At 56.4% G+C, this 24796-nt stretch carries 25 protein-coding genes and 1 pseudogene; 16 read left to right on the top strand and 10 right to left on the bottom strand.

Annotated elements, in window-relative coordinates; all coding sequences use genetic code 11:
• Positions 1 to 6: 6 nt before the first annotated feature.
• From AXE86_RS06570 to AXE86_RS06560, 3 genes are all read left to right on the top strand, one after another.
• The gene (locus tag AXE86_RS06570; RefSeq protein ID WP_061945753.1) at positions 7 to 930 is read left to right on the top strand and encodes a DUF3829 domain-containing protein; all 924 of its coding nucleotides are present in this window, start codon (positions 7 to 9) and stop codon (positions 928 to 930) included.
• A 189-nt stretch (positions 931 to 1119) separates the two neighbouring features.
• Positions 1120 to 2043 (top strand): DUF3829 domain-containing protein, encoded by a 924-nt coding sequence (locus AXE86_RS06565; RefSeq protein WP_061945752.1) that lies wholly within the window; start codon positions 1120 to 1122, stop codon positions 2041 to 2043.
• 75 nt (positions 2044 to 2118) lie between these two features.
• Positions 2119 to 2511: a hypothetical protein gene (locus AXE86_RS06560; RefSeq protein WP_061945750.1), complete on the top strand. Its 393-nt coding sequence runs from the start codon at positions 2119 to 2121 to the stop codon at positions 2509 to 2511.
• Between the two features lie 668 nt (positions 2512 to 3179).
• Here AXE86_RS06560 and AXE86_RS06550 read toward each other — a convergent pair.
• The 6 genes from AXE86_RS06550 to AXE86_RS06530 form a co-directional block, all read right to left on the bottom strand.
• Positions 3180 to 3380: a hypothetical protein gene (locus AXE86_RS06550; protein ID WP_061945745.1), complete on the bottom strand. Its 201-nt coding sequence runs from the start codon at positions 3378 to 3380 to the stop codon at positions 3180 to 3182.
• A 442-nt stretch (positions 3381 to 3822) separates the two neighbouring features.
• Positions 3823 to 5625, bottom strand: a complete 1803-nt coding sequence (locus AXE86_RS06545; protein WP_061945743.1) for a hypothetical protein — start codon at positions 5623 to 5625, stop codon at positions 3823 to 3825.
• On the bottom strand, positions 5622 to 7205 hold the full coding sequence (locus tag AXE86_RS06540; RefSeq protein WP_061945741.1) for an ATP-binding protein: 1584 nt from the start codon (positions 7203 to 7205) through the stop codon (positions 5622 to 5624). The genes AXE86_RS06545 and AXE86_RS06540 overlap by 4 nt, the downstream gene beginning before the upstream one ends.
• A 5-nt stretch (positions 7206 to 7210) precedes the next feature.
• Complete coding sequence (locus AXE86_RS06535) at positions 7211 to 8341, bottom strand: ATP-binding protein (protein WP_232294856.1); 1131 nt, start codon at positions 8339 to 8341, stop codon at positions 7211 to 7213.
• Entirely contained in the window at positions 8259 to 8915 is a 657-nt protein-coding gene (locus AXE86_RS13295) for a hypothetical protein (RefSeq protein ID WP_232294855.1), read from the bottom strand. The genes AXE86_RS06535 and AXE86_RS13295 overlap by 83 nt, the downstream gene beginning before the upstream one ends.
• A gap of 9 nt (positions 8916 to 8924) precedes the next feature.
• Entirely contained in the window at positions 8925 to 10103 is a 1179-nt protein-coding gene (locus AXE86_RS06530; RefSeq protein WP_232294854.1) for a hypothetical protein, read from the bottom strand.
• A gap of 242 nt (positions 10104 to 10345) precedes the next feature.
• Between AXE86_RS06530 and AXE86_RS06525 the strand changes: the two genes are divergently transcribed.
• From AXE86_RS06525 to AXE86_RS06520, 4 genes and pseudogenes are all read left to right on the top strand, one after another.
• Positions 10346 to 11503 (top strand): ImmA/IrrE family metallo-endopeptidase, encoded by a 1158-nt coding sequence (locus tag AXE86_RS06525; RefSeq protein WP_061945737.1) that lies wholly within the window; start codon positions 10346 to 10348, stop codon positions 11501 to 11503.
• A 20-nt stretch (positions 11504 to 11523) separates the two neighbouring features.
• Positions 11524 to 11649: a DUF4411 family protein gene (locus tag AXE86_RS13290; RefSeq protein ID WP_083501206.1), complete on the top strand. Its 126-nt coding sequence runs from the start codon at positions 11524 to 11526 to the stop codon at positions 11647 to 11649.
• A 4-nt stretch (positions 11650 to 11653) separates the two neighbouring features.
• Positions 11654 to 11804, top strand: a pseudogene (locus AXE86_RS13285) (secretion protein HlyD).
• Positions 11777 to 12178 carry a DUF4411 family protein gene (locus AXE86_RS06520; protein WP_232294853.1) on the top strand — a complete coding sequence of 134 codons (402 nt, stop codon included), beginning with the start codon at positions 11777 to 11779 and terminating at the stop codon, positions 12176 to 12178. The pseudogene AXE86_RS13285 and the gene AXE86_RS06520 overlap by 28 nt, the downstream one beginning before the upstream one ends.
• Positions 12179 to 12228: 50 nt before the next feature.
• On the opposite strand, the gene dpaL is transcribed toward AXE86_RS06520, so the two are convergent.
• Positions 12229 to 13428 (bottom strand): diaminopropionate ammonia-lyase, encoded by a 1200-nt coding sequence (gene dpaL / locus AXE86_RS06515; RefSeq protein ID WP_061945735.1) that lies wholly within the window; start codon positions 13426 to 13428, stop codon positions 12229 to 12231.
• A 264-nt stretch (positions 13429 to 13692) separates the two neighbouring features.
• Between dpaL and AXE86_RS06510 the strand changes: the two genes are divergently transcribed.
• Entirely contained in the window at positions 13693 to 14976 is a 1284-nt protein-coding gene (locus tag AXE86_RS06510; protein WP_061945733.1) for an S-layer homology domain-containing protein, read from the top strand.
• A gap of 115 nt (positions 14977 to 15091) precedes the next feature.
• On the top strand, positions 15092 to 15361 hold the full coding sequence (locus AXE86_RS06505; RefSeq protein WP_061945731.1) for a GNAT family N-acetyltransferase: 270 nt from the start codon (positions 15092 to 15094) through the stop codon (positions 15359 to 15361).
• 2 nt (positions 15362 to 15363) lie between these two features.
• Here the strand turns inward: AXE86_RS06505 and AXE86_RS06500 are convergent, their stop codons facing one another.
• Positions 15364 to 15954: a flavin reductase gene (locus AXE86_RS06500; RefSeq protein WP_061946961.1), complete on the bottom strand. Its 591-nt coding sequence runs from the start codon at positions 15952 to 15954 to the stop codon at positions 15364 to 15366.
• Positions 15955 to 16201: 247 nt separating this feature from the next.
• Positions 16202 to 16636: a flavodoxin gene (locus AXE86_RS06495; protein ID WP_061945729.1), complete on the bottom strand. Its 435-nt coding sequence runs from the start codon at positions 16634 to 16636 to the stop codon at positions 16202 to 16204.
• Between the two features lie 158 nt (positions 16637 to 16794).
• Between AXE86_RS06495 and AXE86_RS06490 the strand changes: the two genes are divergently transcribed.
• The 3 genes from AXE86_RS06490 (at position 16795) to AXE86_RS06480 (ending at position 20645) form a co-directional block, all read left to right on the top strand.
• The gene (locus AXE86_RS06490; protein WP_061945727.1) at positions 16795 to 19443 is read left to right on the top strand and encodes a heavy metal translocating P-type ATPase; all 2649 of its coding nucleotides are present in this window, start codon (positions 16795 to 16797) and stop codon (positions 19441 to 19443) included.
• A gap of 130 nt (positions 19444 to 19573) precedes the next feature.
• Positions 19574 to 20341: an AzlC family ABC transporter permease gene (locus AXE86_RS06485; RefSeq protein WP_083501168.1), complete on the top strand. Its 768-nt coding sequence runs from the start codon at positions 19574 to 19576 to the stop codon at positions 20339 to 20341.
• Complete coding sequence (locus AXE86_RS06480; protein ID WP_061945723.1) at positions 20334 to 20645, top strand: AzlD domain-containing protein; 312 nt, start codon at positions 20334 to 20336, stop codon at positions 20643 to 20645. The genes AXE86_RS06485 and AXE86_RS06480 overlap by 8 nt, the downstream gene beginning before the upstream one ends.
• Positions 20646 to 20716: 71 nt before the next feature.
• Here the strand turns inward: AXE86_RS06480 and AXE86_RS13280 are convergent, their stop codons facing one another.
• Complete coding sequence (locus AXE86_RS13280) at positions 20717 to 20842, bottom strand: secretion protein HlyD (RefSeq protein WP_071884751.1); 126 nt, start codon at positions 20840 to 20842, stop codon at positions 20717 to 20719.
• Positions 20843 to 20919: 77 nt separating this feature from the next.
• Here AXE86_RS13280 and AXE86_RS06475 point away from each other — a divergent pair, with 77 nt between their 5' ends.
• Genes AXE86_RS06475 through AXE86_RS06460 form a run of 4 tightly spaced genes read left to right on the top strand, consistent with a single transcriptional unit; the run spans position 20920 to position 24475 of the window.
• Positions 20920 to 22110, top strand: a complete 1191-nt coding sequence (locus AXE86_RS06475; RefSeq protein ID WP_061945721.1) for a DUF4178 domain-containing protein — start codon at positions 20920 to 20922, stop codon at positions 22108 to 22110.
• 45 nt (positions 22111 to 22155) lie between these two features.
• Positions 22156 to 22587, top strand: a complete 432-nt coding sequence (locus AXE86_RS06470) for a DUF350 domain-containing protein (protein ID WP_061945720.1) — start codon at positions 22156 to 22158, stop codon at positions 22585 to 22587.
• Positions 22588 to 22598: 11 nt separating this feature from the next.
• The gene (locus AXE86_RS06465; RefSeq protein ID WP_061945718.1) at positions 22599 to 23186 is read left to right on the top strand and encodes a hypothetical protein; all 588 of its coding nucleotides are present in this window, start codon (positions 22599 to 22601) and stop codon (positions 23184 to 23186) included.
• Positions 23183 to 24475, top strand: coding sequence for a glutathionylspermidine synthase family protein (locus tag AXE86_RS06460; RefSeq protein ID WP_061945716.1), 1293 nt, complete (start codon positions 23183 to 23185; stop codon positions 24473 to 24475). The genes AXE86_RS06465 and AXE86_RS06460 overlap by 4 nt, the downstream gene beginning before the upstream one ends.
• Positions 24476 to 24796: the final 321 nt, after the last annotated feature.

Genomic DNA, 24796 nt, shown 5'->3' with positions numbered 1-24796 from the left:
ATTCCCATGCTGCACCCATTTTTGCGACGCGTATGCGCTGCCCTCGCCCTCTGCATCGTGCTCACCGCGCCGGCCGTACTGCTCACGGGCTGCGGTGGACGCAGCGCGGAATCCCCCCTCCCGACGCAGCAGACGCCTGCACGCAGCATAGAGGAGCGCAGCGCGGCACTCGGCTCGTATATGGAGGCAACGACCGCCTACAACAGCACGATGCTTTCCCTGAGCCTCGCCGTCTCCACCACCGTCAGCGACCTGCGGCAGGGAAAACACCTGACGAGCATCATCCTCCCGCCGCTCTCAAAGCTCCGCCGTGAGCTCGACGCGGCGCACGCTGCGCCCGGCGGCACGGGCGTCTATCCCGACGTCGATGCGGCGACAGAGGAACTGCGCAGCACGCTGGAGGAGCTCGCCCCGCTCGCCGACCAAATGGAGAACTACTACGCCGCCGGAGCGTACACGACGGACGGCTGCGCGCAGGCAGACGAAATGACGGCAGAGTTTCTCCCGCTCTATGACCGATTCATCTCAGCCTACGACCGGCTGGATGCCGTCGTCACCGACCACTACAAGGAGATGCGGCTCGCCCAGATCGACGCGATGCACAGCGACGGCAGAGAGAACGCCGCCACCTTCCTCGAGCTGCGCACGAAGGCACGCGAGCTCGTCCGCATGCTGCGCAGCGGTGGACACGATCCGGAAGCCACCGAGGCGAAAATCCGCGAGATCAACACCCTCATCGAGAAACTCCCCGCCGGCACCGGCTACCTCGTGACCTACAAGAACGGCATCAACAGCCTCGTCGCGGCAGTCCGCGCGTATAATGCGGGACCTCCCGACCCGAACAAACTCGGCAACGTCGTCGAGGAGTTCAATCGCCTCGCCGCCACGGGCAACAACGTCGACGTCAACGCGCTCGACGCGAAAAAATAGCACTGATCACCCCCGCCCTCCTGCTTCATCGCAGGAGGGACTTTTTTGCGCTGCGCCGCACCTCCCATACACGGTCAAACAAGGTGCATCACGTCGCATAAAGTTTGACAGAAATTCTCACCCGCGTTATACTCATTGCAATACTCATCTTATATTCATATTCAGATGCTTTCAGCAAGGAGGATTTCCATGACCCATCCATCGATTCGGCGTGCCCTCTCCATCCTCACCGCGTGCAGTCTGCTCGCCGCCCCTGCCGCACTCCTCACTGGCTGCGGCAGCAGCAATAGCGACAGTGCCGCATCACAGCAGACCACGGCAAGCAACGCACCGTCGCGCGAGGCGGCGCTCAATCCCTACCTCGAGGCAACGAACGACTACAACCACAACATCGTCACCTTTGACTTTTCCATCGCCCCGTCCCTCGACAGCCTCCGCAAGGGAGAGCACAAGGAACACATCTCCCTGCCGAATTTTGAAAATCTGAAAACCGCCCTTGAGGCGGCACGTTCCGACCCGAAAGTCGCAGGTGTCTACCCCGACATCGATGCAGCGGCAGATGACCTGCTCGCCATCCTGAAGGATCTCGAGCCGCTCGCCACAAAGCTGAAGGGCTACTACTCCGCCAAGACCTACATGACCGACAACTACGCGCAGTCAGACGAGATGGTCGCACAGTTCTTCCCGCTCTATGACAAATTCGACGCCGCCTACGACAAATTCGACGCCGTCGTCACTGACCGCTACAAGGAACTCCGCCTCGCCCAGATCGATGCTCTGCGCAGCGAGGGCAAGGAGAACGCAGCCTCCTTCCTCGAGCTGAACGGCAAGACACGAGAACTCGTCGAGATGATCAGCGGCGAGCAGGTCGACAAGAACGCCGCCGAGGCGAAGATCGGCGAAATCAGCGCCCTCCTCGAAAAGCTCCCATCCGGCACCGGCTTCCTCGCCTCCTACAAGAGCAAAGTCAACAGCTTCATTGGTCAGGTGCGTGAGTACACCTCCGGAAGCCCCGACCCGAAGAAGTTCAACAACGTCATCGAGGAGTTTAACCGCCTCTCCTCCACCAGCAGCAACGTCGACATCAACGAACTCGACGGAAAGAAGAAGTAAAGGAAATACTTCCGAAACACGGATCCCGCACAGATGCTCTGCGGGGGATTTTCAACAGGAACGAGACGTGACACCATGACCAAAGCAGCAGACCAGGAGTATATAACAACCGCCATCGGCAAGAAATACCGCGTGGAGAAATCATCGGACTTTGAGTACGCAACCACCGCCATCGGCGAGGAATGCTTCCTCTTCGGCGTGGACGTATTTGCCCACGAATGGACGGACACACGCAAATGCATCCGTGTCCATGATCCGCTCTACGGGCAGCCCTACACCATGAACGTATACGAAATCACCGTGGACGGCAGCGTTCACCGCTTCGCCGCCGGTGAATTCTCCAACAACGTGTGGGGCTTCTGGCTGCCAAAGGACCGCGCCCGCCCGAACGGACATGACAGCGCACGCATCCCGCCGGATGAGTGCAACGCGCCGCACACAAAGGGGCAAGAGGGAAGATCGTCATGAGATAAACACGATATACGACACAGCAAATACGAACCAGTAAAAAAGCACCTACCATAACAGTAGGTGCCGACATTCAGTTTTGTGATGGGTCGCCCTGTCCCCTCATTTCAGGACGGGGACAAGGGCACGCATACGCAGACATACAAGACCTCCACAATGAATGCCTCCCATCACGCGCACGAGCGCATCAAAGAAAACGGCCGTCCGCACAACTCGCGAGAGGCTCCACTATTGTTGGCGGCACAGCCATTATGCATCACTGCAAAAACGAGTAGGGAAAGTGGAGCTGACCCTTGCTCATCCATTCTTTGACATGCTCAGAATAACATAATTCACACATCCGAGCAACAGCATTCCTCTCCCAGCATAGACGGATGCGGGCGATCTTTCCCACGTCGAATTGCACAATCAACTGCCTCGATGGGGCATTCACGCCATCCATCTTCTCGCTGATTCCTGCACCTATACGCCGAGCCCAAAGACCACCTCTGCACATTATTGTACAGAGGTGGTTTCACATTTTATATACGATCCATCAACTCGCTGCCCAAGGTTTCTTGTTCTAATTCAGCCTTTCACATATTGTACCGATGTGCAGGCATGAATAAAACTCTCTGCCATCTCGGTTCCCCTTATTTCATCGGCATTTTCTTATCATCCATGTTTGTCTAAGAGTAGGCGCGAAGCATCTCATCCATCATGTCAAAGGTCAGCGCAGGCTGCTCATACTTTTCCAGTGTATAGTTCCCCCACCCGTTCTCGAACTGCTGGAGGAATCTCGTGAACCCAACTGGTCCCAGTGCAGCAGCCAGCACCTGCAGCCCCGCTGCCCTCACATCTCCGGGGTTGTTCACATTAATATCCATCATCTTCAATCACCTCTGCCAAGTAGGATACAGGATTCATCACACGCATACGGAGCACCGTATTTCGGCAAGCACGAATCAACTTTGCATCTGTTATCAGGAACACATCAGCACGTCCGAACTCTGCCCTTGTGAACAAATAAGAAGTCTAGGGAATCGCTGATAGAATGAAGGCCGTCAGATTGGCGTAGATTTTTTCGTCCGATTGAGGATGTAAACCAGACGCATAGCCAAAGCTCTGTGGAGGATTTTCCGACGAAGTATGGGCAAAAAAGATGCGCCAAGATGGTATTGCTGAATTTATCCGTACTTCCCTAGCCCATAGATGAAAAAGACGCAGCAAAACCTTCCTTTGGAGAGCTTCTTATCCATTCAACCCACCGAGGGACCAAACCTCAGTTTTTTTGTGCGACGTTCAAAAATCTCTAACAACGACCGATACGATCTATTTCCGTATCTGATAATAACGCAACAACTCACGCACCTCTGCGCTGTGCACCCGAGAGATAATATCCTCCGAAAAATTGTTTGCCGCAATGAGCGCACGGGCTTCTTCCCGCAGTGCCCCGTCCAGCGCAAGAAATGCCGCACGCCACTCCTTCGTCAAATTCTCTTTGAACTTCATCCGCTCGATGATGAACGTCTCCGGCATCCAGAGTATATCAAAGAATCCGTCGATATCCTGTCCGAACGCCTCTGAAAAAAACGACTTGCCTCGTCCGATCTTTCCCTTCGTCGCGTTCAGAACTGCCTGCACCGCACGGATGAACTTGCGGTTCCAATGTACCCCAATAAAGTCCCGATTGCGGAAATACTTCGGGTCACGAATCGGGTGATACTTCATCGGAAACGAATAGATTGCTACACCCAGTTCGTCACAAAGATCCACGTTGATCTTCACACGCAGATATAGCTCCTCGGGATGATCCTCGTAGTTGTAGAGCAAATAGTTCGATAGGTGGTCGATGCCCGCCGCCGCCATCCGAATCGCACGGACATAGACATCCTTTGCATCGTAGTGGTCAAAGGCAATGCGAAGAGGACTGATCGCCGTCTCCGCGAGTTTTTCCATTTTCTCGGGTGTCACGAGCCGCGCATCAAGCCCCTGGTTAAAATCCAACGCACGCTTGCGCTTTCCCTGTTTGAAATATTTTTCATAGAGCGGACGTGCAACAGCATCAAATGTGAGCGCATTCTCCCGCTCTGCCGAAGGGAGATAGAGCAGTCCTGCACGCTCGCGTGCGAGGTAAAAAGCACCCGCTTCTGCCTCGTTCAGCCGCCCCGCGATCACCTCATAAAGAGCAAGCAACTTTTTGAGATACCCACGCACATTATGCCCGCGCTGCAGGTTGGAAATCGCGACCTCGTACGGACTGGACGGCACATAGGTCGCCCCCTTTTGAAACCCCTGCGCCTTAATCTCCTCGATGATGTCAAAAAAACGTGAGGATGCAAAGACGTTGTTGTCCATAAGCAAGAGATCCCGCTGCGCACCGAACTGCTCTTCGATTGTGCGAAGCTGCCCGCCGATGCTGAGATATTCCTTATAGTGCGGTTCGAGTGTCTTAACTGCACAAAACGGACAGTTACGAATACAGCCGCGCGTCATGTATCCAAAGTAGGCATCATGTGCGGGGTAAGTGTAGTCAATCTCCTCTAAGATAGAGTAATCGAGCGGCATTGCATCGATGATGGCGGCATCGTCCGTATCAATCATATGGGGACGATCCAGAAGTCCTGTGATCGGTTTGATCCCTGTCTCCGCTTCAATGTGCTCAGGCAGAATGGTCGCTGCAATTCCTCCGACAAGCAGTCGTCCATCGTCCGTTAGGAAGCTCTTGGCATCGTTGATCGTATCAATGGTCTTTGCCCAGTAGAACGTAAAGAGCGTCGTCACTGCCACAAGGTCGAACTGAGGATAGTCCCGCCGCTTATGCCGCAGGTAGTAGGCATGTGCCAGTTCCTGTGCCGCGAGATCGTCCGACAGCTCCCGCACATCCTCCAAAATTGATATTGTTCCACGCCGCACATAGCGTTTGAGGGCATCAAAGTGTCGAGCGAGATCTGGATTATTCAGTTCGTGATAGAGTTCTTCGGCGAGCAACTGCGCAGCAAAATCCCGCAGATCTCCCTTGAAGAAACGCACATCATCACCGCGTCTGCGGAAATAGGTCGCCAGCTTCATAAGGGGCATCGGCGGGTATTTGTTCTTATAATCCGGCTCGAGGAGGAGAACCTTGCGGCTCACCGCAGGGCGTCCTCGATTGCTGTAATCACACGCTCGGCGGCAGCGGGGTCGTCCACGAGCGTTTTTGTAACAATACGATATATTTTATCGACCATTTTCTTTTCCTTTTTGCTTAGTTTTGAGAGATTGTCCGTACGACGCACATTGTCGTCTTGTGTCTTCTTCGGACACTGAGCCTTCTCCTTCGGTGCAGACAGCTTCGGCTGTTGTTTCCGCTCCTCTTTGTGCGCATTCAGTCGAGCGGTTGCGATACGTGCAAGCCCTGCGTCAAAATCCGAAGCACCTTCCTGCGTCCCCATCTCTGCGAGGAGCTTCAATTTTTGTTCCGCACTCTTCGCGGCTTTTTCCAAGGTTTTGAGACTATCCTCCGCTTTTTGCCGTGCCTCTGCATCTAAGAAGTGATTTTCCTCGGACTTTTTCTCGAACTCATCTTTTTCCTTTTCGTGCTTGCGGATGTCACTCAGATAGGTGTTCATTTCAGAACCTGAGCGACAGAGCTTTCCAATCTCTTTCGCGACCTCACGAAAAGTCGCCTCGAGCTGCGTGAGTTGTGGGTCGGCATTAAAGTAGTCCCTGCGTGCATTCGGGCGCAGTCCCGCCGACGGCAGGACGTGCAGCTCGCCCAGCACATAGCCGGCAAAGCGAGCTTCGGGATAAAACGGACGCAGGGTATCTTCATCGCCAATCTGGATATTTCCGACACGTACACGAATGCCGGCAAGTGCGCGATCTTTTCCCGCAAGAGCACCGTAGAATCCCGTACGTGCGTACCAGAGCCATGCAAGAACCGTACCATCTGCACCTTTCAGCTCCTTGAACGTGAGATCCTGTATAGCGTCCTGCTTGCCTTCTTTGTAGTGATAATTCGTCCGATACGCCTTGAAAATTGGCTGCGAATTTAATACAATACGGTATTCATCCAGCGGAAAACCATTCTTTGCGGCATACCCTGTAATCAAACCACTCTGATAAAAGCTGTTCTCATATGCTGCCGGTGCGACAAAGGAGAGATAGCTCCGAATCCGATCCTTGTCGAGCAGGGCATCCGCCTCATGCTTCACATTGTAAAGTTCCACGCGAAAGAAATGCGCAGCATCCTTCTTTTTCGCATCCTCCGCAGAGAAGGAAAACGCCGCGTCAAGCACTTCGGCGGCGGTGTGTCCCTTTTCATTCACCATCGCACAGAAGCGGACCGCATCACATTCCAGACGGGAGACAACCGATTCCCCCGCCGCCCGTGTCGTAAAGGCAAGCCCTGCGAGGCGGCCAATGCCTCGAAAGCCCTTGTCCTTGTTCGCTTCCTTAGACGAGTTGGCAATATCTCCAACTGTACGGCGAAACTTCGCCGCAGGGACGCCTGCACCGTTGTCCTCAATGGCTACATAACGTCTGTCGCAGTCAACAAACAAATGCACACTGCCCTGCCTCTGCTCCTCATACAGACCTTCACGCACTGCCTGATCGATGGCATCACACGCATTCTGAATGTATTCGCGATAGATAATGATGGGATCTTTATACATCCCCGTCGTCAGCGTTTCGAGTATACTCGCGCCAAAGACAGCCCCCGGCTGTGCCATCGTCCTCACCCCTTAAATTGCTTGTAAACCGGCTTTGGGAATTGGATCTTCAGCAGAGAGCGGAACATCGGGTTCTGGATGAGGTAGTCCCCCTGCGCAAGACGCGTGAGCATATTCTTGTAGACGGGCGGGAGGCTCTTGTAATCCTTCGTCTCCGTCTCGATCGTATTCGTCCGCCCGTATGCGTGCGTCGAGCAGTTGCCCGTCACGCGCGGATGAATATTCGAACGGAACTGCTCCGCACCAAAGAGGACGACGCCGAGCGAACGCCCGCGCTCCGTAACATCGAGGATTTCGCGCAGGATTGCCGAGGATTTTGGCGTATCCTTCGATGCGTATTTGTTCAGCTCATCGATAAAAACCACAATGCGCGTGGGCGGCTTATGCCCGTCAAGCTCATCGTCATACTCACCCAACTTCAAGTTATAGATGGCGCGAATTGCATCGCCAAATACAAACGCCTGCTTATCTTCAGACAACTTCGCAATATCGATCACATAAACATCATTCTTCTGTATACGGCGAATCTCATCCGTCAGTCGACATTCGCCGTGTTCAGCAACGGCACGGTTTGCAAACATATCGTCATTACGAATTGCCTTGTTGATGATGCGCTTGAACTTGCGCCAGCTCAGGACGGAGATTTCATTTGATTTCTTCTTGTCGTCCTTTGTGTTTTTCTGCGACAGTTCATCGACCTTCTCCCGAAAGGCATCCCATGTAGACAGTCCCGAAAAGTCCGCATCCGTCGCATCGATGATCTTGTTAATGATGGCATCCATCGTCTGCTGTGGGTCGTCAATATCGGAAAAGAGCATTTCAACGCTCTCCTTGTCGTCCGCATACGTGTATTTGAACTTCTTGAGAATGCCTTCGCGTTCGTATTCCGTCTGCTCCGTTTTCCCGAGATAGGTACTCTGCCGCGACTTGCCCTGCTGCGCATAGGGAATATAGTATCTGACCTGCTCAAACGGCTTTCCTGTAAGCCCCATCGCACGATACTCTGCCATCACACGAGCACGCTCTGCCGCGGGGTCATTCTCCTCACTGAAATCATTTTCCTCGTGAATGGCAAGCAGATCCTTCCCCTTCACATTGAAGATAACGTAAGCGACGGATTCCTCCTCTTCTTTCATATACCGCTCCTGCGCCGCTTTCATAAGGAACATGGCGTAGGGTCTTTGCCGCAAGCCCCGAGATGCCCGAGATATTGAGATGAGCCCCCTCCGGCCCGAGCAGAAATTTGGCGTTCAGTGGAACACTCAGCGAGATTTCTGATGCCGTGTCCGCATACATCTTGACCGCGCCACAGACAAGCGGATTCTTCACATCCCCCAATCCGAGTGCTGTCGTGATCTCCTCCACACTCGCACGGCATACCTTTGCACCGCTGTGCACAGGTGTATAAATCCCCTTGCTATTGTAGGATACCGCCGCTTCAACGTAGTTCATGCCAAGCCGCGCCGTATTGCCCTCCACATCGACATCGCCAAAATCGCTCGAGATAAAACTCGTGAGAAAACTCTGCGCATCCGTGATATGCGAGATGTTCTGAATAACACCATAGGAAAACGAGCCTTCGATATGCTCCACCTTCACGATGTCGAACGCGTGAAGTTTCTCGTTCTCACTCGTCCAAAAGGTAAATGTGTCCATCGTCGTAGGGCGTTTCTCCGTTGCAATCACGCGTCCGATCAAGTTGTCTGCCATTATGTCACCTCAAAACATCTGTAAAAAACTCTCATTCGGAATATACCGTGCCTTGACGAATTGTTCCGTCAGATAAATCGGATAGAGATGATTTGCCCAGCGCAGATCCGAGCCGTAGCAGACAGGATTTCGCTCATTCAGAATTCGCGCGCTCAGATCGTCGATACGCTCCGTGTCCATCCCTTTTTCAAATTCATCACCGACCAGTACCTTCTCCACCTTGACAGCGCCGTCAAAGATGGAGCGCGTCCGTTCCGCCTCGCGCAGACGGAGATACCATACGGCATAGCGAACCTCGTCCCACTTATACATGGCAGCAGGCGTACGATGACAAAAGGGGAGTTCCGCAATAAAGCCCGGATTCGGCTTGCCATTTTGATCCTTGCAGACCTCGGGATTAAAATTCTTTGACACGCCGAGCACCCACTCGTACTGCTCCTGATGGAGCATCTCTGCCGTCACGCCTGCAGCATCCCCACGCTTTAGTCCACGATATTCGAGCGAGCCGTCCTTGATGAGATAGTGATCCTGATCGAGCAGGTGCTCCTTCACAAGATTTCGTACCATCTCCTGCTCGAGCCAAATCATACGATCCTGAATCTTTGCCGTGCCTCGACTCTCATAGAAATTCCGCCCAATCTGCTTCCATTCGTCACTTGGTTTCGATGTATCATAAAAAAAGACATGCCCGAAATGGATGCCGCGCCGCCGAACCGCCTCAACCTCATTGAGCTTTTGCACGAGCGCACTCGAAAAGCCCGTCCGTCTATCCGCATCAGCAAGGTCGGGCAGGGCAAGAACACACTCAAAGGAAAAGCGATGTTTCTTCATCGTGCGGTCATGGCGTTTACAGCACCCTACGCCGATCTGTCCCGCAAGCACTGGATAGACCGAAATACGCTTATTTTGAGAAAATGCAATATCATCAACCTTATAGACATGACGCGAGCCGTCCAGAAAGTAAACAAGGCTATCCGCCACGTCATACTGCTTGAGCTGATTACACCGTTCCTTGAGTGAGCGATACCCCTTTTGTGCATCCGTCTCGCCGGACTGCTCCCATGTCGCGTCATCCCGCCCATAGTCGATGGTCGGACGTTCCGTCGTATCAAGGCTGTGCCGCTGTCCCGGAAACATCCGCTTTGCCCCCGTCTCTTTGATGAGAACATCTTTGATCCGCAATGACACAAACTCACCTCGTTTTTATTTATATTTTCATTGATTTAGTATCCTATTTATGCCGTCTTTTTCCCTTCATATAAAGTAGATTTTTCTATACCAGTCATCCCCAACATATTTCCGTTCTTCAACAAAACGGAAATACAGCCCTGATAAAACTCTGCATTTCGGCAGCCGGCAGGTCGTTTTCTATAGAACTCACTTCATAAATATGCTATCATAAAAGAAACGAACAAAAGGAGGTGGTGCGAATGGCAACCGTCACGGTACTGATTCATGCACCTGTGATCGACTGGATCATGCAGAACATCCACGAAGATCAGGTCGCTCCTGATGCGCTCGACCAGCTGAACGCATGGAAGACCGGCGAGAAGCAGCCTACGCTGAAACAGCTGGAAGCGATGAGCAGGAAGACGCGTATCCCATTCGGCTATTTCCTTTTACAGACACCGCCTGACGAAAACATTGCGCTTGCCGAATACCGCACTATTGGGAGTAAAAGACGTCAAAAGCCAAGTCGCGAGCTCATCGATATCCTCGATCAGATGACGGCGATTCAGGACTGGATGCGAAACGAGCTCAGACAGGAACAGTCGGACGCTCTTCCCTTCGTCGGGTGTTGCAGTCTCCACGATTCTGCAACCGAGATTGCGCAACGGATACGGGATGCCCTTGCACTCAAAACAAACTGGTACAGAGAAGGAAAAAATGCGGAAGATAATTTCAATCACCTCCGCAGCACACTCGCACAGCATGGGCTTCTCATCTTTACGGGGGGAAAGGTCGGAGCAAATACACATCGTCCACTCGATGTGAAGGAGTTTCGTGCCTTTACGCTCGTCGATGCATACGCGCCGCTCATCTTTATAAACACAACAGACACAGCAAACGGACGCCTCTTCTCCCTCCTGCACGAAACGGTTCATGTATGGCTCGGCAAAAACAGCCTCTTCAACAATCCAGAATGGTCGAATGAGCACGTGAGTCTGCTCGAACAGAAGTGCAATGCCGTTGCAGCAGAATTGCTCGTCCCTGCAGCAGATTTTTCCGAGATATGGGAATCGTCCATTCCTGTTGAAGATATGATAGAACGGGCCGCACGTCATTTCCGATGCAGTGAATCCGTAATTCTGCGGCGCGCCTATGAGATGAAAAGAATACCACGGGATGTATATGCGCGTATGCTAGCTCTGCAAAAGGAGCGCTGGGAGCATGCAAAGGCACAAAAAAAGAAAAGCAGCGGCGGAGATTTCTACAACACTCTGCTCTTGAACCTTGATCATCGTTTCCTCGCCGCCCTTGAACGGAGTGTAATTCAGGGAAACACACAGGATACCGATGCCTACCGGCTGACAGCAACCAATCGCAAGACCTACAGAGAAACGCTTGAGCGGATGGGAGGCGTCTGAGTTGAGCAAAAAAATACCTCATCGATGCCAATAGCCTGATACGCCCTGCCCGTGCATATTATCCATTTGATTTCGCCCCATCTTTTTGGCAGCAGCTGCGTCCTAAAATTTCACTGGATAAAATAGCCGTTCTAGGGAATCGCTGATAAAATGAAGTCCGTCAGATTGGCGTAGATTTTTTCGTCCGAACAAGGAGACAAACCGGACGCATAGCAGGGGCTATGTGGAGGATTTGTCGACACAGTGCGGACAAAAAAGATACGTCAAGATGGCGTGGCTGAATTTATCAGTGCTTCCCTAGATAAGGTACGGGATGAGATTCTAAAGGGAACAGACGAACTCTCTGCCTGGATAAGTGATCTTCCGAACGAATGTATTCTGTCGACGCAGGAGATACAAATCATTCAAATGTATAGAGATGTTCTGAGCTTTATTCAGCAAAGCGATCAATACAGCGAAGCCGCACTTCGTCTCTGGTCGCGAGAAAATGTTGCTGACCCGTGGCTGATTTCCGCCGCCAAAGTATATGGCTATACGCTCCTGAGCTTCGAGCAGTCAGCCGGTCGCATAACGACGCGCTCGAACAATCCGAAACTTCCCGATGTCGCATGCCATTTCCAAGTACCATACACATCCCTATTTGATATGATGCGGCAAGAATGCTTTCGCCTATGACAATGCCCCTGCACCATTTCGATGCAGGGGCATTTTGTATCTATTTAGGGTCAAAAACTCGGGTACAGCCCGTCCCAGACGACGCGGCGGTAGTTCGTGCGGTCGGTGTCGCCCTCGGTGGAGATACAGAGGATGCGGGAGTCCTTCGTGAGGCCGATGGCGTCGCGCAGGTAGTCGAGGCTCGCGTTCTGCATGAGCTCGGCGACGAGTCCCGTGGTGACGGCGCCGCTCTCGCCCGAGACGACGCGCAGGTCGTCATCCAGCGGGTTGCCGAGAATGCGCATGCCCTTCGCCGCGACCCACTCGGGGACGGAGACGAAGTGATCGGCGTAGTCCCGCAGGATTTCCCATGCGAGGGGATTCGGCTCGCCGCACGAGAGCCCCGCCATGATGGAACTAATCTCCCCCGTCACGATGTGCGATTCCCCGTCGTTCGCCGCCGCCGTCCGATAGATGCAGTCGGCGCGGTTCGGCTCGACGATGGTGATGACGGGACACTCCGCCCCATAGTGCGCGGCAAAGTATCCCGTGATCGCCCCCGGCAGCGACCCGACACCTGCCTGCAAAAAGATATGCGTCGGCATCTCAGCGTACTGCTCCATTGCCTCATGGGCAAGCGTCGAATAGCCCTGCATGATCCACTGCGGCCGCTCCGTGTAGCCGCCGAACGCCGTGTCCTGCATGAGCACCCACCCCTTTTCCTGCGCCATCTGCGAGGCATAGCGCACGGTATCGTCATAGTTGTAGGTGGTGAACGACGCCTCTGCGCCGAGTCCGCGGATGTTTGCCAGACGCTCGGGCGAGCCGCCCTTCGGCATAAAGACATGCGCAAAAATCCCGAACAGCTTCGCCGCCCACGCAATACCGCGCCCGTGGTTGCCGTCCGTTGCCGTGACGAGGGTGACGCCGCGCAGCCGCTCGCGGTTCTCCGGTGCGCGCAGGCGCTCATAGGTCATCTCCTCCTCAGGGATGCCCAGATACTGCGCGAGATAGCGCGCCACGGCGTAGCTCGTACCGAGCCCCTTGAACGCGTTCAGCCCGAACCGCTTGCTCTCATCCTTCACGGCGACACGCGCCAGTCCGAGCGACCGTGCGAGATGCCTGAGGTCGGCGAGCGGCGTCGGCTCGTACGTCGGCAGTGTCCGATGAAACGCCTCCACACGCGCTGCTGCCTCTGCACTGTAGGGCGTGAGATCTACCTGCGGCGCTGCATCATGCGTGAGATGTGCCGCCTTGATTGATTCGTTCATACGATTCTTTCCTCCGTCCATTGAAATAGTTCTGTATTTTTATTATACCATAGATTCCCACTCTAATGATACGAATTATGTTCGTCATGTTTATTCTCTGTATTTAGAATATTATGCTTGACGTCTCATCTTAGTATCATATATAATGAGAAAAGTTATTATTATTTACGCGAATGGATGCAGCAAACGTCACGGACACCATCCACGATGGGAAACATAGACGGGCTGTGCCGATTCGCATGATCCGAAAAGGAGGATTTTCCGATGAAGAAAACTCTGGTGTCCGCACTTGCGGCGGTTCTCGTCGTGGGAGCGGCAGGAACAACGTTCGCGGCGGCGAATCCGTTCAGTGATGTGCCGCGCGACCACTGGGCGTATGATGCCGTAACGCAGCTCGCCAATGACGGCGTGGTTGAGGGCTACGGCGACGGGACGTTCCGCGGCGACCGCAACATCACGCGCTACGAGATGGCACAGATGGTCGCCAAGGCGATGGCAAAGGGCGACCTATCCGCCTCCGACCGCGCACTCGTTGATCGCCTCGCCGCCGAGTTCGCCGACGAGCTGAACAATCTCGGCGTGCGCGTATCGAACCTCGAGCGCAACGCCGACATGGTGAAGTGGAACGGCAAAGTTGAGTATACCTACACGAGCGACCGCACGGAAGTATCGCGTACGCCCTCAGGAGCGACAAAAGTCAACGACAACAATCTGCTGTTCCGTCTTGAGCCGTCTGCCGAGATCAACAGCCACTGGCACGTCAATGCACGCCTCGATGCCTCGATAAAGGTGAACAAGGACGCGGGCGAAGAGGACAACGACAAGGTAACGCTCCAGCGCGCATGGGCACAGGGCGACTACGGCAATTTCAACGTCAAGCTCGGCAAGCTGGAGATGCTCTCGGCAGAGGCGTATGCCAAGCCGGGTGCGATCGTCTTCGACCGCGAGTTTTCAGGAGCTGAGGTCAACTTTGGCAAGGACCTGCGTGTCAAGCTGCAGGCAGGACGCATGGGCAGTGACGAGTTCCAGTATGACAAGGCGGCAAACTATCAGGGCGCAGAGCTCCAGTACAACGGACGCCTGACGGCAGGGCTCGGCTACTACCGCCTCAATGCAGAAGATCTCCAAGGGATGCTCAAGAACAACAAGAAGACGATGCAGATTTTCGGGGTGAACCTCGCCTATCGCTTCGACAAGTATAATTTCCTCTCGGGTGCGTACGCATACAGCAAGGATTTCAAGATGGGAAATATGCCTGACAAATCCTATCAGATCGCGTACGAGTACAGGGGTGCAGAGCCTGAGGATCGCGGCTCGTGGGGGGCATACGTCGCCTACCGCCAGATCGCAGGTGCCTCCGTGGCACCGACGACGGATGGTGCAATGGAGGGGGCAAGAGGCATCGAGATCGGCGCAGACTACACGCTGCTGCCGAACGTCGTGCTCTCCGCGAAGTATTTCCGCGGCAAGGATCTCTATGCGCGCTATCTTGGCTCGGATAAGGACAGGGCATCGAAGCTCTTCGGCCGCGTCGAGTTCTTCTTCTGATTCCCCTATTTTCACACACAGATACCGCAGATCTCGGTCTGCGGTATTTTTGTGTGCAAAGCAATGGACAACCATGCCGTCAGCCCTTACAATGGAAAGAAAAGGAGGAATCGCCATGCAGATTCGATACGAAGCCGAACACTGCCGCAGCGCAGCGTATGATGGAGAGAAACGCATCGGGGTCGCGGAGTTCGACGCGCGGGACGGACGTTGGAGCATCACACATACAGAGGTTGACCCCGCCTATGGAGGGCAGGGCATCGCACGCCGTTTGATCGAGGTGCTCATCGCGGCGGCACGCAGTGACGGGGCAAAGATCGTCCCCATCTGCTCCTATGCGGAGAAGATGATGACGGGCAAAGAGGAGTACCGCGACGTACTGTAATCTCAGTGCTCGCTGAACCCGAAATTCAGTCCGATCCGCTCACCCGTCGTCGTATATTCTTTGAATTTGTAGATGAGCGGGTGCCACTTCGCCGTGTCGATTCGCCCGTCGCGCAGCAGTTCGTCCGAGACAAAGATCGCCGTGATCCGGCAGACAGCGACGGCGAACCAATCCTTGGGCGTGATGCTCTCCACGACGGTCTCGATATGGATGGGACACTCCGCGACACGCACCGTCCGCACCGTCTCGCCGGGCAGCCTCGTGAGGCCGGCAGCGGCGAATTTATCCGGGCAATAGGTATAGCCAAGTTCTTTTTTCACACCGACGGGCTCTTTGAGGCCCGTCGTTTTTTCTATGCGCTTCAGCTGTTCATAGAGCGTGCCGTCCGGCACACTGAACGTCGCCTCCGCTCCCTCTTCCAGATTTTGAAAGCCTTTATTCCCCTGGCCGATGCCGATCACCATCGTATTGCCAAGCGTCCAGGACGAGGACAGCGGCGTCAGATCGTCTGCGCCGGTCGCGCGGTCCTTCGTTGTCATGAAAAACACGGGAAACCCGTAGTAAAACCCCAATCGTTCAATTCTCTGATGCATCATATGCCCCTTTCCGTCAACAACTCTGTTTTCAGCATACCACCTGCGTCAAGCCTTCGTACAGAAAAAGAGCATTGTACGAAGAGAAAAACTTCGTACAATGCTCCTTCTTCGTACCCCTTCTACCGCTTGCACGATCCCCCTTCCCCGTCAAACGGGGAAGGCTTCGGAGAACGGCAGATCAGCTTTCCCTGTCTACGGGGGGGACGTACAACAGTCCCGTTCTCCTTCATCAATCCGTGCAGTCTCAGCCGACCACCTTTGCCATCGCCTCACCGAGTGCCGTGCACGCAGCGAGCGCATCATCGTCAGGCTCCGTCTCACAGGTCACACCGTCCGCGACCATCGTCGCCCCTGCATCCTTCGTGCGCTGTGTCCACGTCTCCATGAAAGCACCGCCGCCCCAGCCGTACGAGCCGAACAGACCGACCTTCACGTTCTTCAGATGGTTCTCCGCCTCGACGAAGAACGGCTCGAACTCACCCTCATCGAGCTCCTCCACGCCACAGGCAGGGCAGCCCATCAGGATGCCGTCATAATCCGCAATCCGATCGGCAGAGAAATCACCGACGCGGATGAGCTCACCCTCCGCGCCGCCCTTTGCAACCCCTTCCATGACTGCGTTCGCCATCGCTTCGGTATTGCCCGAGCCGCTCCAAAATACAACTGCAATCTTTGCCATGTAAAACCTCCTTTGGGTGATTTGCTTTTGCTTCTTCGATGATAACACTTCTCATATTTCAACGCAATGTTTTTTGAAATTTTTTCTCATTACTATTTTTACTTGACAGGAATGTTATACTGTAACAAAATATCTTCTAAAATATTGAAAGGTATGATATGCAAAAAGAAACATTCAACGTGACGGGCATGACCTGCTCGGCGTGTTCGGCGCGGGTGGAACGCGCCGTAAAGAAGATGGAGGGAACGGCGGAGGTCTCCGTCAATCTCCTAACGAATACGATGACGCTCGCCTATGATGCAGCAGTCACAAGTCCCGCCGCGATCATCGCCGTGGTCGAGGACGCGGGGTACGGCGCGAGCATCAAGGGCGCACCCACCGCGCAGAGTGCGCCAACGGCAGGCACGACACCTGCGGGAACGGATGCGGCGGGCAAGGCCATCCGTGCGATGCGCACGCGTCTCCTCATCTCCATCCTCTTTCTCGTGCCGACGGTCGCCATCTCGATGAGCCATACATTCGCGGCATGGGGGATCCCCTACGCGCCCGCTTTTATTGATATCTTCTGGGGCGCGAAGAATGCGCTGACCTTTGCACTCGTACAATTCCTGCTTATTTTACCGATCATGTATGTCAATCGTACATACTATGTCAACGGTTTTCGCAATCTCCTGCATGGGGCGCCGAACATGGACAGCCTCGTCGGCATCGGCTCGATGGCGTCCGCTCTCTTCGGCGCATTTGCGATGCTGCGCATGAGCTACGGTCTGGGGCACGGCGACCTCGCTCTCACCGCGGAGTACAGTACGAATCTCTACTTTGAGTCGGCGGGCATGATTGTCACCCTCATCACGGTCGGGAAATATCTGGAGGCGCGCGCCAAGGGGCAGACGACGGACGCCCTGCGCGCGCTGATGAAGCTCGCACCGCAGGAGGCGACCGTTCTCCTCGACGGGGTGGAGCTGACCGTTCCCGTCAGTGCCCTCGCCGCGGGCGATACCATCGTCGTGCGTCCCGGCGCACGCATTCCCGTCGACGGCACGGTCACGGAGGGCATGACGAGCGTCGACGAGTCCGCCGTCACAGGGGAGTCGATGCCCGTCAGCAAGGCGGCAGGGGATACGGTCACCTCGGGCACGCAGAACATCGAGGGGACGATCCGATTCACCGCGACGCGCGTCGGCGAAGATACGACCATCCGCCAGCTCATCCGTCTCGTGGACGAGGCGGGCGGGTCAAAGGCTCCGATCGCACGTCTGGCGGATCGCGCCGCGGGGGTATTCGTCCCCGTGGTCATCGCCATCGCGCTCCTCGCAGGCGGCGTTTGGCTGATGATGGGCGCGAGCCTTGAGTTCGCGTTCTCCATCACGATCTCCATCCTCGTCATCTCCTGCCCGTGTGCGCTCGGGCTCGCAACCCCCGTCGCGATCATGGTCGGCACGGGGCGCGGGGCGGCGCACGGCATCCTCATCAAGTCGGGCACGGCACTTGAAACGGCGGGCGGCATCGACACTGTCCTCATGGACAAGACGGGGACGCTCACCGAGGGGCGCCCGCGGCTCACGAGCATCCGTCCCGTCGGCGTCACCGCGGACGATCTGACGGCACTCGCCGCCGCCCTTGAGTCGGGCAGCGAGCACCCCATCGCGGCGGCGATCACGGCGTACGCGGCGGCGCAGGGGCAGAGCATCCCTGCCGCGGCGGACTTTCACGCCGTATTTGGCAAGGGCGTGCGCGCCCGCGTGGGCGGCGCGGACTGCGCGGCGGGCAATGCGGCGCTCCTCACGGAGCTCGGCATCGCCCTGCCGCCCGCCATCGAGACGGTGCGTGCCGAGATGGCGTGGCGCGGCGAGACGGCACTCATCGTTGTCCGTGCGGGACAGATCGTTGGGCTCCTCGGCGTCCGCGACGCAGAAAAGCCGACGAGCGCGGCGGCGATCGCCCAGATGAAGGCAATGGGGCTCACCCCCGTCATGCTCACGGGCGACGACGCACGCACGGCGCGCACGATTGCCAATCAGCTCGGCATCACAGAGGTTATCGCCGGTGTCCTGCCAAAGGATAAGCAGGAGCACGTCAAGAGACTGCAGTCTGAGGGACACCGTGTCGCCATGATCGGCGACGGTGTGAATGATGCGCCCGCCCTCGTGCAGGCAGATCTCGGCATCGCCATCGGCGCGGGCACGGATGTCGCCATCGAGAGTGCGGACGCCGTCCTCGTGCGGAGCGATCTCCTCGACGCGGTCAGTGCGATCCGCCTGTCGCGCAGTGTCATGCGCAACATCAAGGAGAACCTCTTCTGGGCGTTCTTCTACAATGTCATCGGCATCCCGCTCGCAGCGGGCGTGCTCTACCCCGCGTTCGGCATCAAGCTCTCGCCCATGATCGGGGCGGCGGCGATGAGCCTGTCGAGCATCTGCGTCGTGCTGAATGCCCTGCGCCTGCGCTTTTTCTCCATCACGAAGGAGACGGCAGAGCGCACGGAGTCAGCTCCCGCCGCACCGACTATCGCCCCCATCGACAGCGACAGCGCGCCGGACGCACCGTCCCCATCCATCACCAAAGCCGCGGCAGAATCTGCCGCCGACAGAAAGGAAGCAAATCTCATGGAAAAGACCATTCACGTCAAGGGCATGACCTGCCCGCACTGCGTCAAGCACGTCACGAAGGCGCTCAGCGGCATGGACGGCGTCACGGACGTCGCCGTCAGCCTTGAGGCGGGCACGGCGAGCTTTAAGACGAGCCGCGACATCCCCGACAGCGAGTACGCTGCCGTCCTCGACGACGCGGGCTACGAATTGGGCTGATCGCAGAGGACATACAGAGGACAAAAAACGGTCATGTAGGAACATCTCCTGCATGACCGTTTTTAGCGTCGTTGTTTGTATGATCGACAATTTACAAATGGCGTGATTTATCTTACAATAAGAGAATCAAATGACAGTAATGGGCAAGGTGATAGGATTCATGGAGCAGGGTATCGGCGCGTCACAGCGCGCAGTTTTTCTCGCGGGAGTGCATGACGGTGTGCCGATTGCACTCGGCTATTTCGTCGTGGCGTTTACGCTCGGGATTCTCGCCAAGACGGCGGGTCTGACGCCGTGGCAGGGCTTTCTCACGAGTTTTGTCAATCTCGCGTCAGCGGGCGAGTATGTGGGCTTTACGGTGATCGCGGCGCAAGCGCCCTATCTTGAGATCGCGGTGCTGACCCTCGTCGCGAATGCGCGCTACTTCCTCATGTCCGCAGCGCTCACGCAGCGGTTTGCCCCTGATACCTCCCTCCTCCACCGCCTCGCCGTGAGTTTCGGTGTGTCCGATGAGATCTTCGGCATCACGGTGGCACGCGGCGGCATGGTCAATCCCTACTATAACTATGGCGCCATGGCGATTTCCGTCCCCGCCTGGGCGATCGGCACGTCGGCGGGCATCCTCGCAGGCGGCATTCTGCCCGCGGCGGCACTCTCCGCGCTCTCAGTCGCGCTCTATGGGATGTTCGTCTGGGTGATCCTCCCGCCCGCAAAAAAGAGCCGCCCCATCGCGGGGATGGTCGGTGTGAGCTTCGCGCTCTCGCTCGCGGCAACGTACGCCCCCATCACGTGTGAGCTCTCGGGCGGCACGCGCACGATCATTCTGACGCTGCTCATCGCGGGCGTCGGTGCGTGGCTGTTTCCCATCACGGAGCAGAAGGAGGATGCCGATGCGTGACGTATGGATCTACATCGCGGTCATGAGCATCGTGACCCTCGCCATCCGCCTCATCCCGCCGCTCGTCCTGCGCAGTGAGATCAGGAGCCGTTTCGTTCGCTCGTTCCTGTTCTACGTCCCCTACGTGACGCTCGCCGTCATGACCTTCCCCGCCATCGTACTCGCGACACGCACCCCTCTGGCGGGCGGCGCGGCGTTCGTCTTTGCCCTCTTTCTCGCGTGGAACGGCGCGAGTCTCTTTCGCTGTGCGGCGGGGGCGAGTATCATGGTCTTTGTGGTCGAGGGGCTTGTGATTGGATTTTAGAGATGCACGGCGCCCTTTGATGAAGAAATTTTATAAAATTTTATTTATTTTAAGAAATCGTTGATAAAATGCTAGGGAAACACTGATAAATTCGGCACAACCATCTTGACGTATCTTTTTCGCCCGCTTTTCGTTAGCAAATCCTCCACATAGCCCTCGCTATGCGTCCGGTTTGCTGCCTCAATCGGACAAAAAATCTACGCCAATCTGGCAGACCTCATTTTATCAGCGATTCCCTAGACGAGAAGCTGTATCAGGAGAAAGGAGGCGAGGGATGTCCATCGAGTTTGACTGTTGGTCCGGCATCATCATCGGCGGTATACGCTACATCATCGTGGAAAAGATCTGCTACCGCGAGCAGAAGGGAAGCGACACATGGACGGAGTACGGGCTCACCCTAGAGGAGGACAAGGACAGCGAGGCGCGCATGTGGCTGAGCATCAGCGCGGACGGCGAGGAGTGCACGCTCTCCACCCCCGTCGCGCGTGTCGTGCCGGCAAAATCCTACCGTCTGATCGACACGGGGATCAAGCTCGTCACGAGCGCACTCGGCGATACGGAGGCCGCGTACGGCGATTGTGCGGCCTACGAGCAGTACGAGATTGACGACAATCAATACTTCTTCCTTGAGGACTGGGACGGGTCAAAATACGGGTCGCGCGGGGTGAGAATCGATGCACATCTGATTCAATCCTTTGACCCCGGCCCCCAAAAGCGCCGCGGGTACCTGACCAAGAAACAAAAGGCCATCATAACGAAGGTACTCTCCAGCAGTGCCGTATGGGGTGTGACCATATTTCTCGTCGTCATCATGCTGGATGTTGACCTGGACATCAACTCCATCCACGACATACGCCGCACGTTCGGTTTCCCGTATGCACTTCATGAGCGCCTCTCGGACGCGCCATACTACACGGAGGAGCCGGCGGAGGGGGATGCACAGGTCTACCGTGCCAGTATCGACAAGAACGCCGCTGCCCTCGATCTCATCGAGGGGCTGGGCGGGTACGTGGATGAGATCGCCGAGAGTGACATGGATGCGCCGCAGCAGCTGATTTTCCTCCGCGCGGAGAAAGAGAACCTGCAGATCTCCGATGATGGCGAGGGGAAGGCGCGCATTGTCGTCTCACACGCGCCGCTGCCTGCGGATCGCGTGGCGTCGGTGACCGCCCGCACGCTCGGTCACTATGCCGAGACGGTGCGCGGGTGGAGTGAGACCGGCCGCCGCGGTGTTGTCGAGCCCGGCCCGAATGAGGCCCCCCTGCCGCTCCCACGAGCCATCTATGCACCGCCGCCGAAAACGCCGCCTGCCGCCCCCGCCGCCCATGCGTCCACAGCTGCGCCCTCTGATGCGGCAGCGGCACAGGACAAGTCATCTCTCATGACACGCGCCGAATGGGTTGAGAAAATGCAGGCGGCGTCCGAGGGGACAGCGGTAAAGCCGTCCCTGCATCTCGTACACTAGGGAATCGCTGATGAAATGCCGTTCACTGACGATAGGAGAACCACTATGATTGATCTGTCCACCCTCTTGCTCACCGCATTCTATGCGCTCTTTGGCATCCTGCTGATGATCGTCTCCAATACGATCATGGATTTCTTCGTCCCCGGCGATTTCGCCGCTGAGATCAAGCGCGGCAACTGTGCCGTCGCATGGCTCTCCGCCGGCTCCTTCATCGGCATCGGGCAGATCCTGCGCGCCGTGATCCTCTCCCCCGCCTACGATGCTGTCCCGCCCGACTTCCTGCAGGGCGTCTTGCTCAGCATCGTCTACGCGGCGGTCGGCATCGTGTTCTTCGTTCTCGGCTTCTTCATCATCAAGATGTGGCATCGAAAGTACGCTCTTGCCGAGCAGATCATGCGCGGCAACACGGCAGCGGGCATCTTCCTCTTCGGCGTATTCGTCGGGCTCTCCCTTGTCATCAGCGGTGCAGTGCACTAAGGAGCGGGCGCATGGAAAACATGGGACGCAAGGCTGCCATCCTCGCCGCTGCCGTCGCAGCCGTCGGTGCTCTGGGGGCAGGGTATTACTATCGTAACGACATTATATATAAAATATGTGACATCGTACATCCCGAATGGAATGAGGGCGAGGCACGTCTCACGGATGATCTCGACCGCCGCTGCAGCCTCCTCAACAACGGCGACGGCACGGAGACCGTGCTCTACGACAATGATACGGCGGTGACCTTCCGGCGCGACGAGGGCGGCGACCTCGTCTGGCTGTACGGCACAGCGAGCATGATCGCTCCTCTGGCCGCAAACTACTTCGCCTTCCACGGGTTCTCCTACCCCGGCGGTCACATGGAGCTCGCGCAGATGACCTACCGCATCGACGGGACGCTCACGCCGCTGCCCGAGGCCATCCCCGTACGGTCGGGCCGACATCATCACACAACGGTCATCAATAGCGGCGGCGGGCGCGGAGGGAACAGCGACAACGACAACTACGAGCGGAACAAGAGCCGCCGCATCAAGGACATCAGCAAGCAGTCCGGCTTTGGGCGGGCAGGCATCCGCTCCTCCTCGGGTGCATCATGATGCACCCAGCCACCTATATTGATCAGCTCGATCCTACGATTTTCCCTTTTATCCAATACGCCGACTATGCAGATCGCTACCCCACGCATACAGTGCAGGCGTTTCCGGCGTCATTCTATGAGGAGATGCGCACGGCATCGGCCGGGCTGTTCCGCGTCTTCTGCAAGGCCGCCGAGGTGCTCCAACGTGCACCGAACGACTTCGCACGCGCGATGGATATGCCGCGCGAGATCCTGCCCTATCTGCACACGGTGAACGCCTTTCACCTGCCGACGTGGCTCTCGCGGTTCGACTTCGTACTCGACGAGGCGCAGCAGCTGCACATGGTGGAGATCAACGCCGATACACCGTGCTTCGTCATCGAGTCCTTCTATGCGAACGGTGTCGCCGCCGCATACGACGGACGCCGCGATCCGAACGCGGGGGCGGAGGCGCAGCTGCGCGGCTTTCTCACGGAGGTGCACAACCGTCTCTCCTCCCCCCTCGCCGATCTCGGACGGCGCGCACTCACGCGGCGGCCGTTCGTCTTCTCTGCGTTCGACGACTACCCCGAGGATCTCGGGACGACGCTCTACCTCATGCGGCTCATGCAGGAGGGTGTCCCCCACGGCGACATCCGTTTCCTCTCGTTCTATGATCTCGCGATCGACGCGCGCGGCATTCCACTGGACGACAACGCATACGCATCAGCGCTCTATCGTCTGCACCCGATGGAGATTCTCGTGGACGAGCGCACGGAGGACGATGCACCGCTCGGGACAATGTTCCTCGATCTCTACCGCGCAGGCAGTTTTGCCATGATGAATCCGCCCGAGGCGATTCTCCTGCAGAACAAGTCCTTTATGGCGCTCGTCTACGCGCTCGCACGCACGGGGCAGCTCTTGACGCCCGAGGAATGTGCACTGGTGGAGCGTTACCTTACGCCGTCCTATTTCGAGGACGATTTCGATGCGCTGCGGGACGGCACATACATCCGCAAGGAGATCTGGGGACGCGAGGGGAAGAACGTCCGCCTCGTCGAGAAGCGCGGCGGGCGCGAAGAGATGGTCTACGAGCGGCAGCCCGACAGCCCCGAGGAGATCATCTGCCGCGCGAGCAAGAAGGCAATGTATCAGGACTTCGTCCGTCAGCCGTGCTTTACGCATACGGTCGACTCTGGCAGCCTCACAGGCTGTCTGACGCTCTCGTGCTTCATGCTCTTCGGCACGCCGTCCGCCGTGGGCGCACGGTTCTCCCCCGAGGAAATCGCAGGGACGGAGGCATTCTTCGTCCCATTGGTCATCACATAGCAAAAGGGGAATAGGCAACTCGCCTATTCCCCTTTTCGATCAAAAAAGAACCGCCCGCGGTTCGCAGCGGCTCCTTCTTCAAAGATCTAATGATTCTAGAGGAGTGACCGACGCAACCACTCATCAGCCGCTCCCTTATGTCTCTATTATAGATTTCGGCAAAGAAAAAGTCAACCGAGACCTTTTCCTAACGGAACATCTGTGTTGTATTGATAATAAGTGACTGACGCCCGTAGGTTTTCTCCCGCGAGGGAGGTGATGTGCATGAGTCTGTACGAAGTACTTTCACTCGTGCTAGCGGCGGCAACGCTCGCGGTCAAC

The sequence above is a fragment of the Selenomonas sp. oral taxon 136 genome (genome assembly GCF_001554015.1).
Classification (GTDB): domain Bacteria; phylum Bacillota; class Negativicutes; order Selenomonadales; family Selenomonadaceae; genus Centipeda; species Centipeda felix.
The sequence above is the reverse complement of the archived record's forward strand: the minus strand, read 5'-3'. Positions and strand labels throughout refer to the sequence as shown.

What these genes read in the sequence shown, in the direction of transcription:
- AXE86_RS06570 (WP_061945753.1), top strand. Translation starts at nt 7, where the DNA reads ATGCTGCACCCATTTTTGCGACGCGTATGCGCTGCCCTCGCCCTCTGC.
- AXE86_RS06565 (WP_061945752.1), top strand. Translation starts at nt 1,120, where the DNA reads ATGACCCATCCATCGATTCGGCGTGCCCTCTCCATCCTCACCGCGTGC.
- AXE86_RS06560 (WP_061945750.1), top strand. Translation starts at nt 2,119, where the DNA reads ATGACCAAAGCAGCAGACCAGGAGTATATAACAACCGCCATCGGCAAG.
- AXE86_RS06550 (WP_061945745.1), bottom strand. Translation starts at nt 3,380, where the DNA reads ATGATGGATATTAATGTGAACAACCCCGGAGATGTGAGGGCAGCGGGG.
- AXE86_RS06540 (WP_061945741.1), bottom strand. Translation starts at nt 7,205, where the DNA reads ATGGCACAGCCGGGGGCTGTCTTTGGCGCGAGTATACTCGAAACGCTG.
- AXE86_RS06535 (WP_232294856.1), bottom strand. Translation starts at nt 8,341, where the DNA reads ATGAAAGAAGAGGAGGAATCCGTCGCTTACGTTATCTTCAATGTGAAG.
- AXE86_RS13295 (WP_232294855.1), bottom strand. Translation starts at nt 8,915, where the DNA reads ATGGCAGACAACTTGATCGGACGCGTGATTGCAACGGAGAAACGCCCT.
- AXE86_RS06525 (WP_061945737.1), top strand. Translation starts at nt 10,346, where the DNA reads ATGGCAACCGTCACGGTACTGATTCATGCACCTGTGATCGACTGGATC.
- dpaL (WP_061945735.1), bottom strand. Translation starts at nt 13,428, where the DNA reads ATGAACGAATCAATCAAGGCGGCACATCTCACGCATGATGCAGCGCCG.
- AXE86_RS06510 (WP_061945733.1), top strand. Translation starts at nt 13,693, where the DNA reads ATGAAGAAAACTCTGGTGTCCGCACTTGCGGCGGTTCTCGTCGTGGGA.
- AXE86_RS06505 (WP_061945731.1), top strand. Translation starts at nt 15,092, where the DNA reads ATGCAGATTCGATACGAAGCCGAACACTGCCGCAGCGCAGCGTATGAT.
- AXE86_RS06500 (WP_061946961.1), bottom strand. Translation starts at nt 15,954, where the DNA reads ATGCATCAGAGAATTGAACGATTGGGGTTTTACTACGGGTTTCCCGTG.
- AXE86_RS06495 (WP_061945729.1), bottom strand. Translation starts at nt 16,636, where the DNA reads ATGGCAAAGATTGCAGTTGTATTTTGGAGCGGCTCGGGCAATACCGAA.
- AXE86_RS06490 (WP_061945727.1), top strand. Translation starts at nt 16,795, where the DNA reads ATGCAAAAAGAAACATTCAACGTGACGGGCATGACCTGCTCGGCGTGT.
- AXE86_RS06485 (WP_083501168.1), top strand. Translation starts at nt 19,574, where the DNA reads ATGACAGTAATGGGCAAGGTGATAGGATTCATGGAGCAGGGTATCGGC.
- AXE86_RS06480 (WP_061945723.1), top strand. Translation starts at nt 20,334, where the DNA reads ATGCGTGACGTATGGATCTACATCGCGGTCATGAGCATCGTGACCCTC.
- AXE86_RS06475 (WP_061945721.1), top strand. Translation starts at nt 20,920, where the DNA reads ATGTCCATCGAGTTTGACTGTTGGTCCGGCATCATCATCGGCGGTATA.
- AXE86_RS06470 (WP_061945720.1), top strand. Translation starts at nt 22,156, where the DNA reads ATGATTGATCTGTCCACCCTCTTGCTCACCGCATTCTATGCGCTCTTT.
- AXE86_RS06465 (WP_061945718.1), top strand. Translation starts at nt 22,599, where the DNA reads ATGGAAAACATGGGACGCAAGGCTGCCATCCTCGCCGCTGCCGTCGCA.
- AXE86_RS06460 (WP_061945716.1), top strand. Translation starts at nt 23,183, where the DNA reads ATGATGCACCCAGCCACCTATATTGATCAGCTCGATCCTACGATTTTC.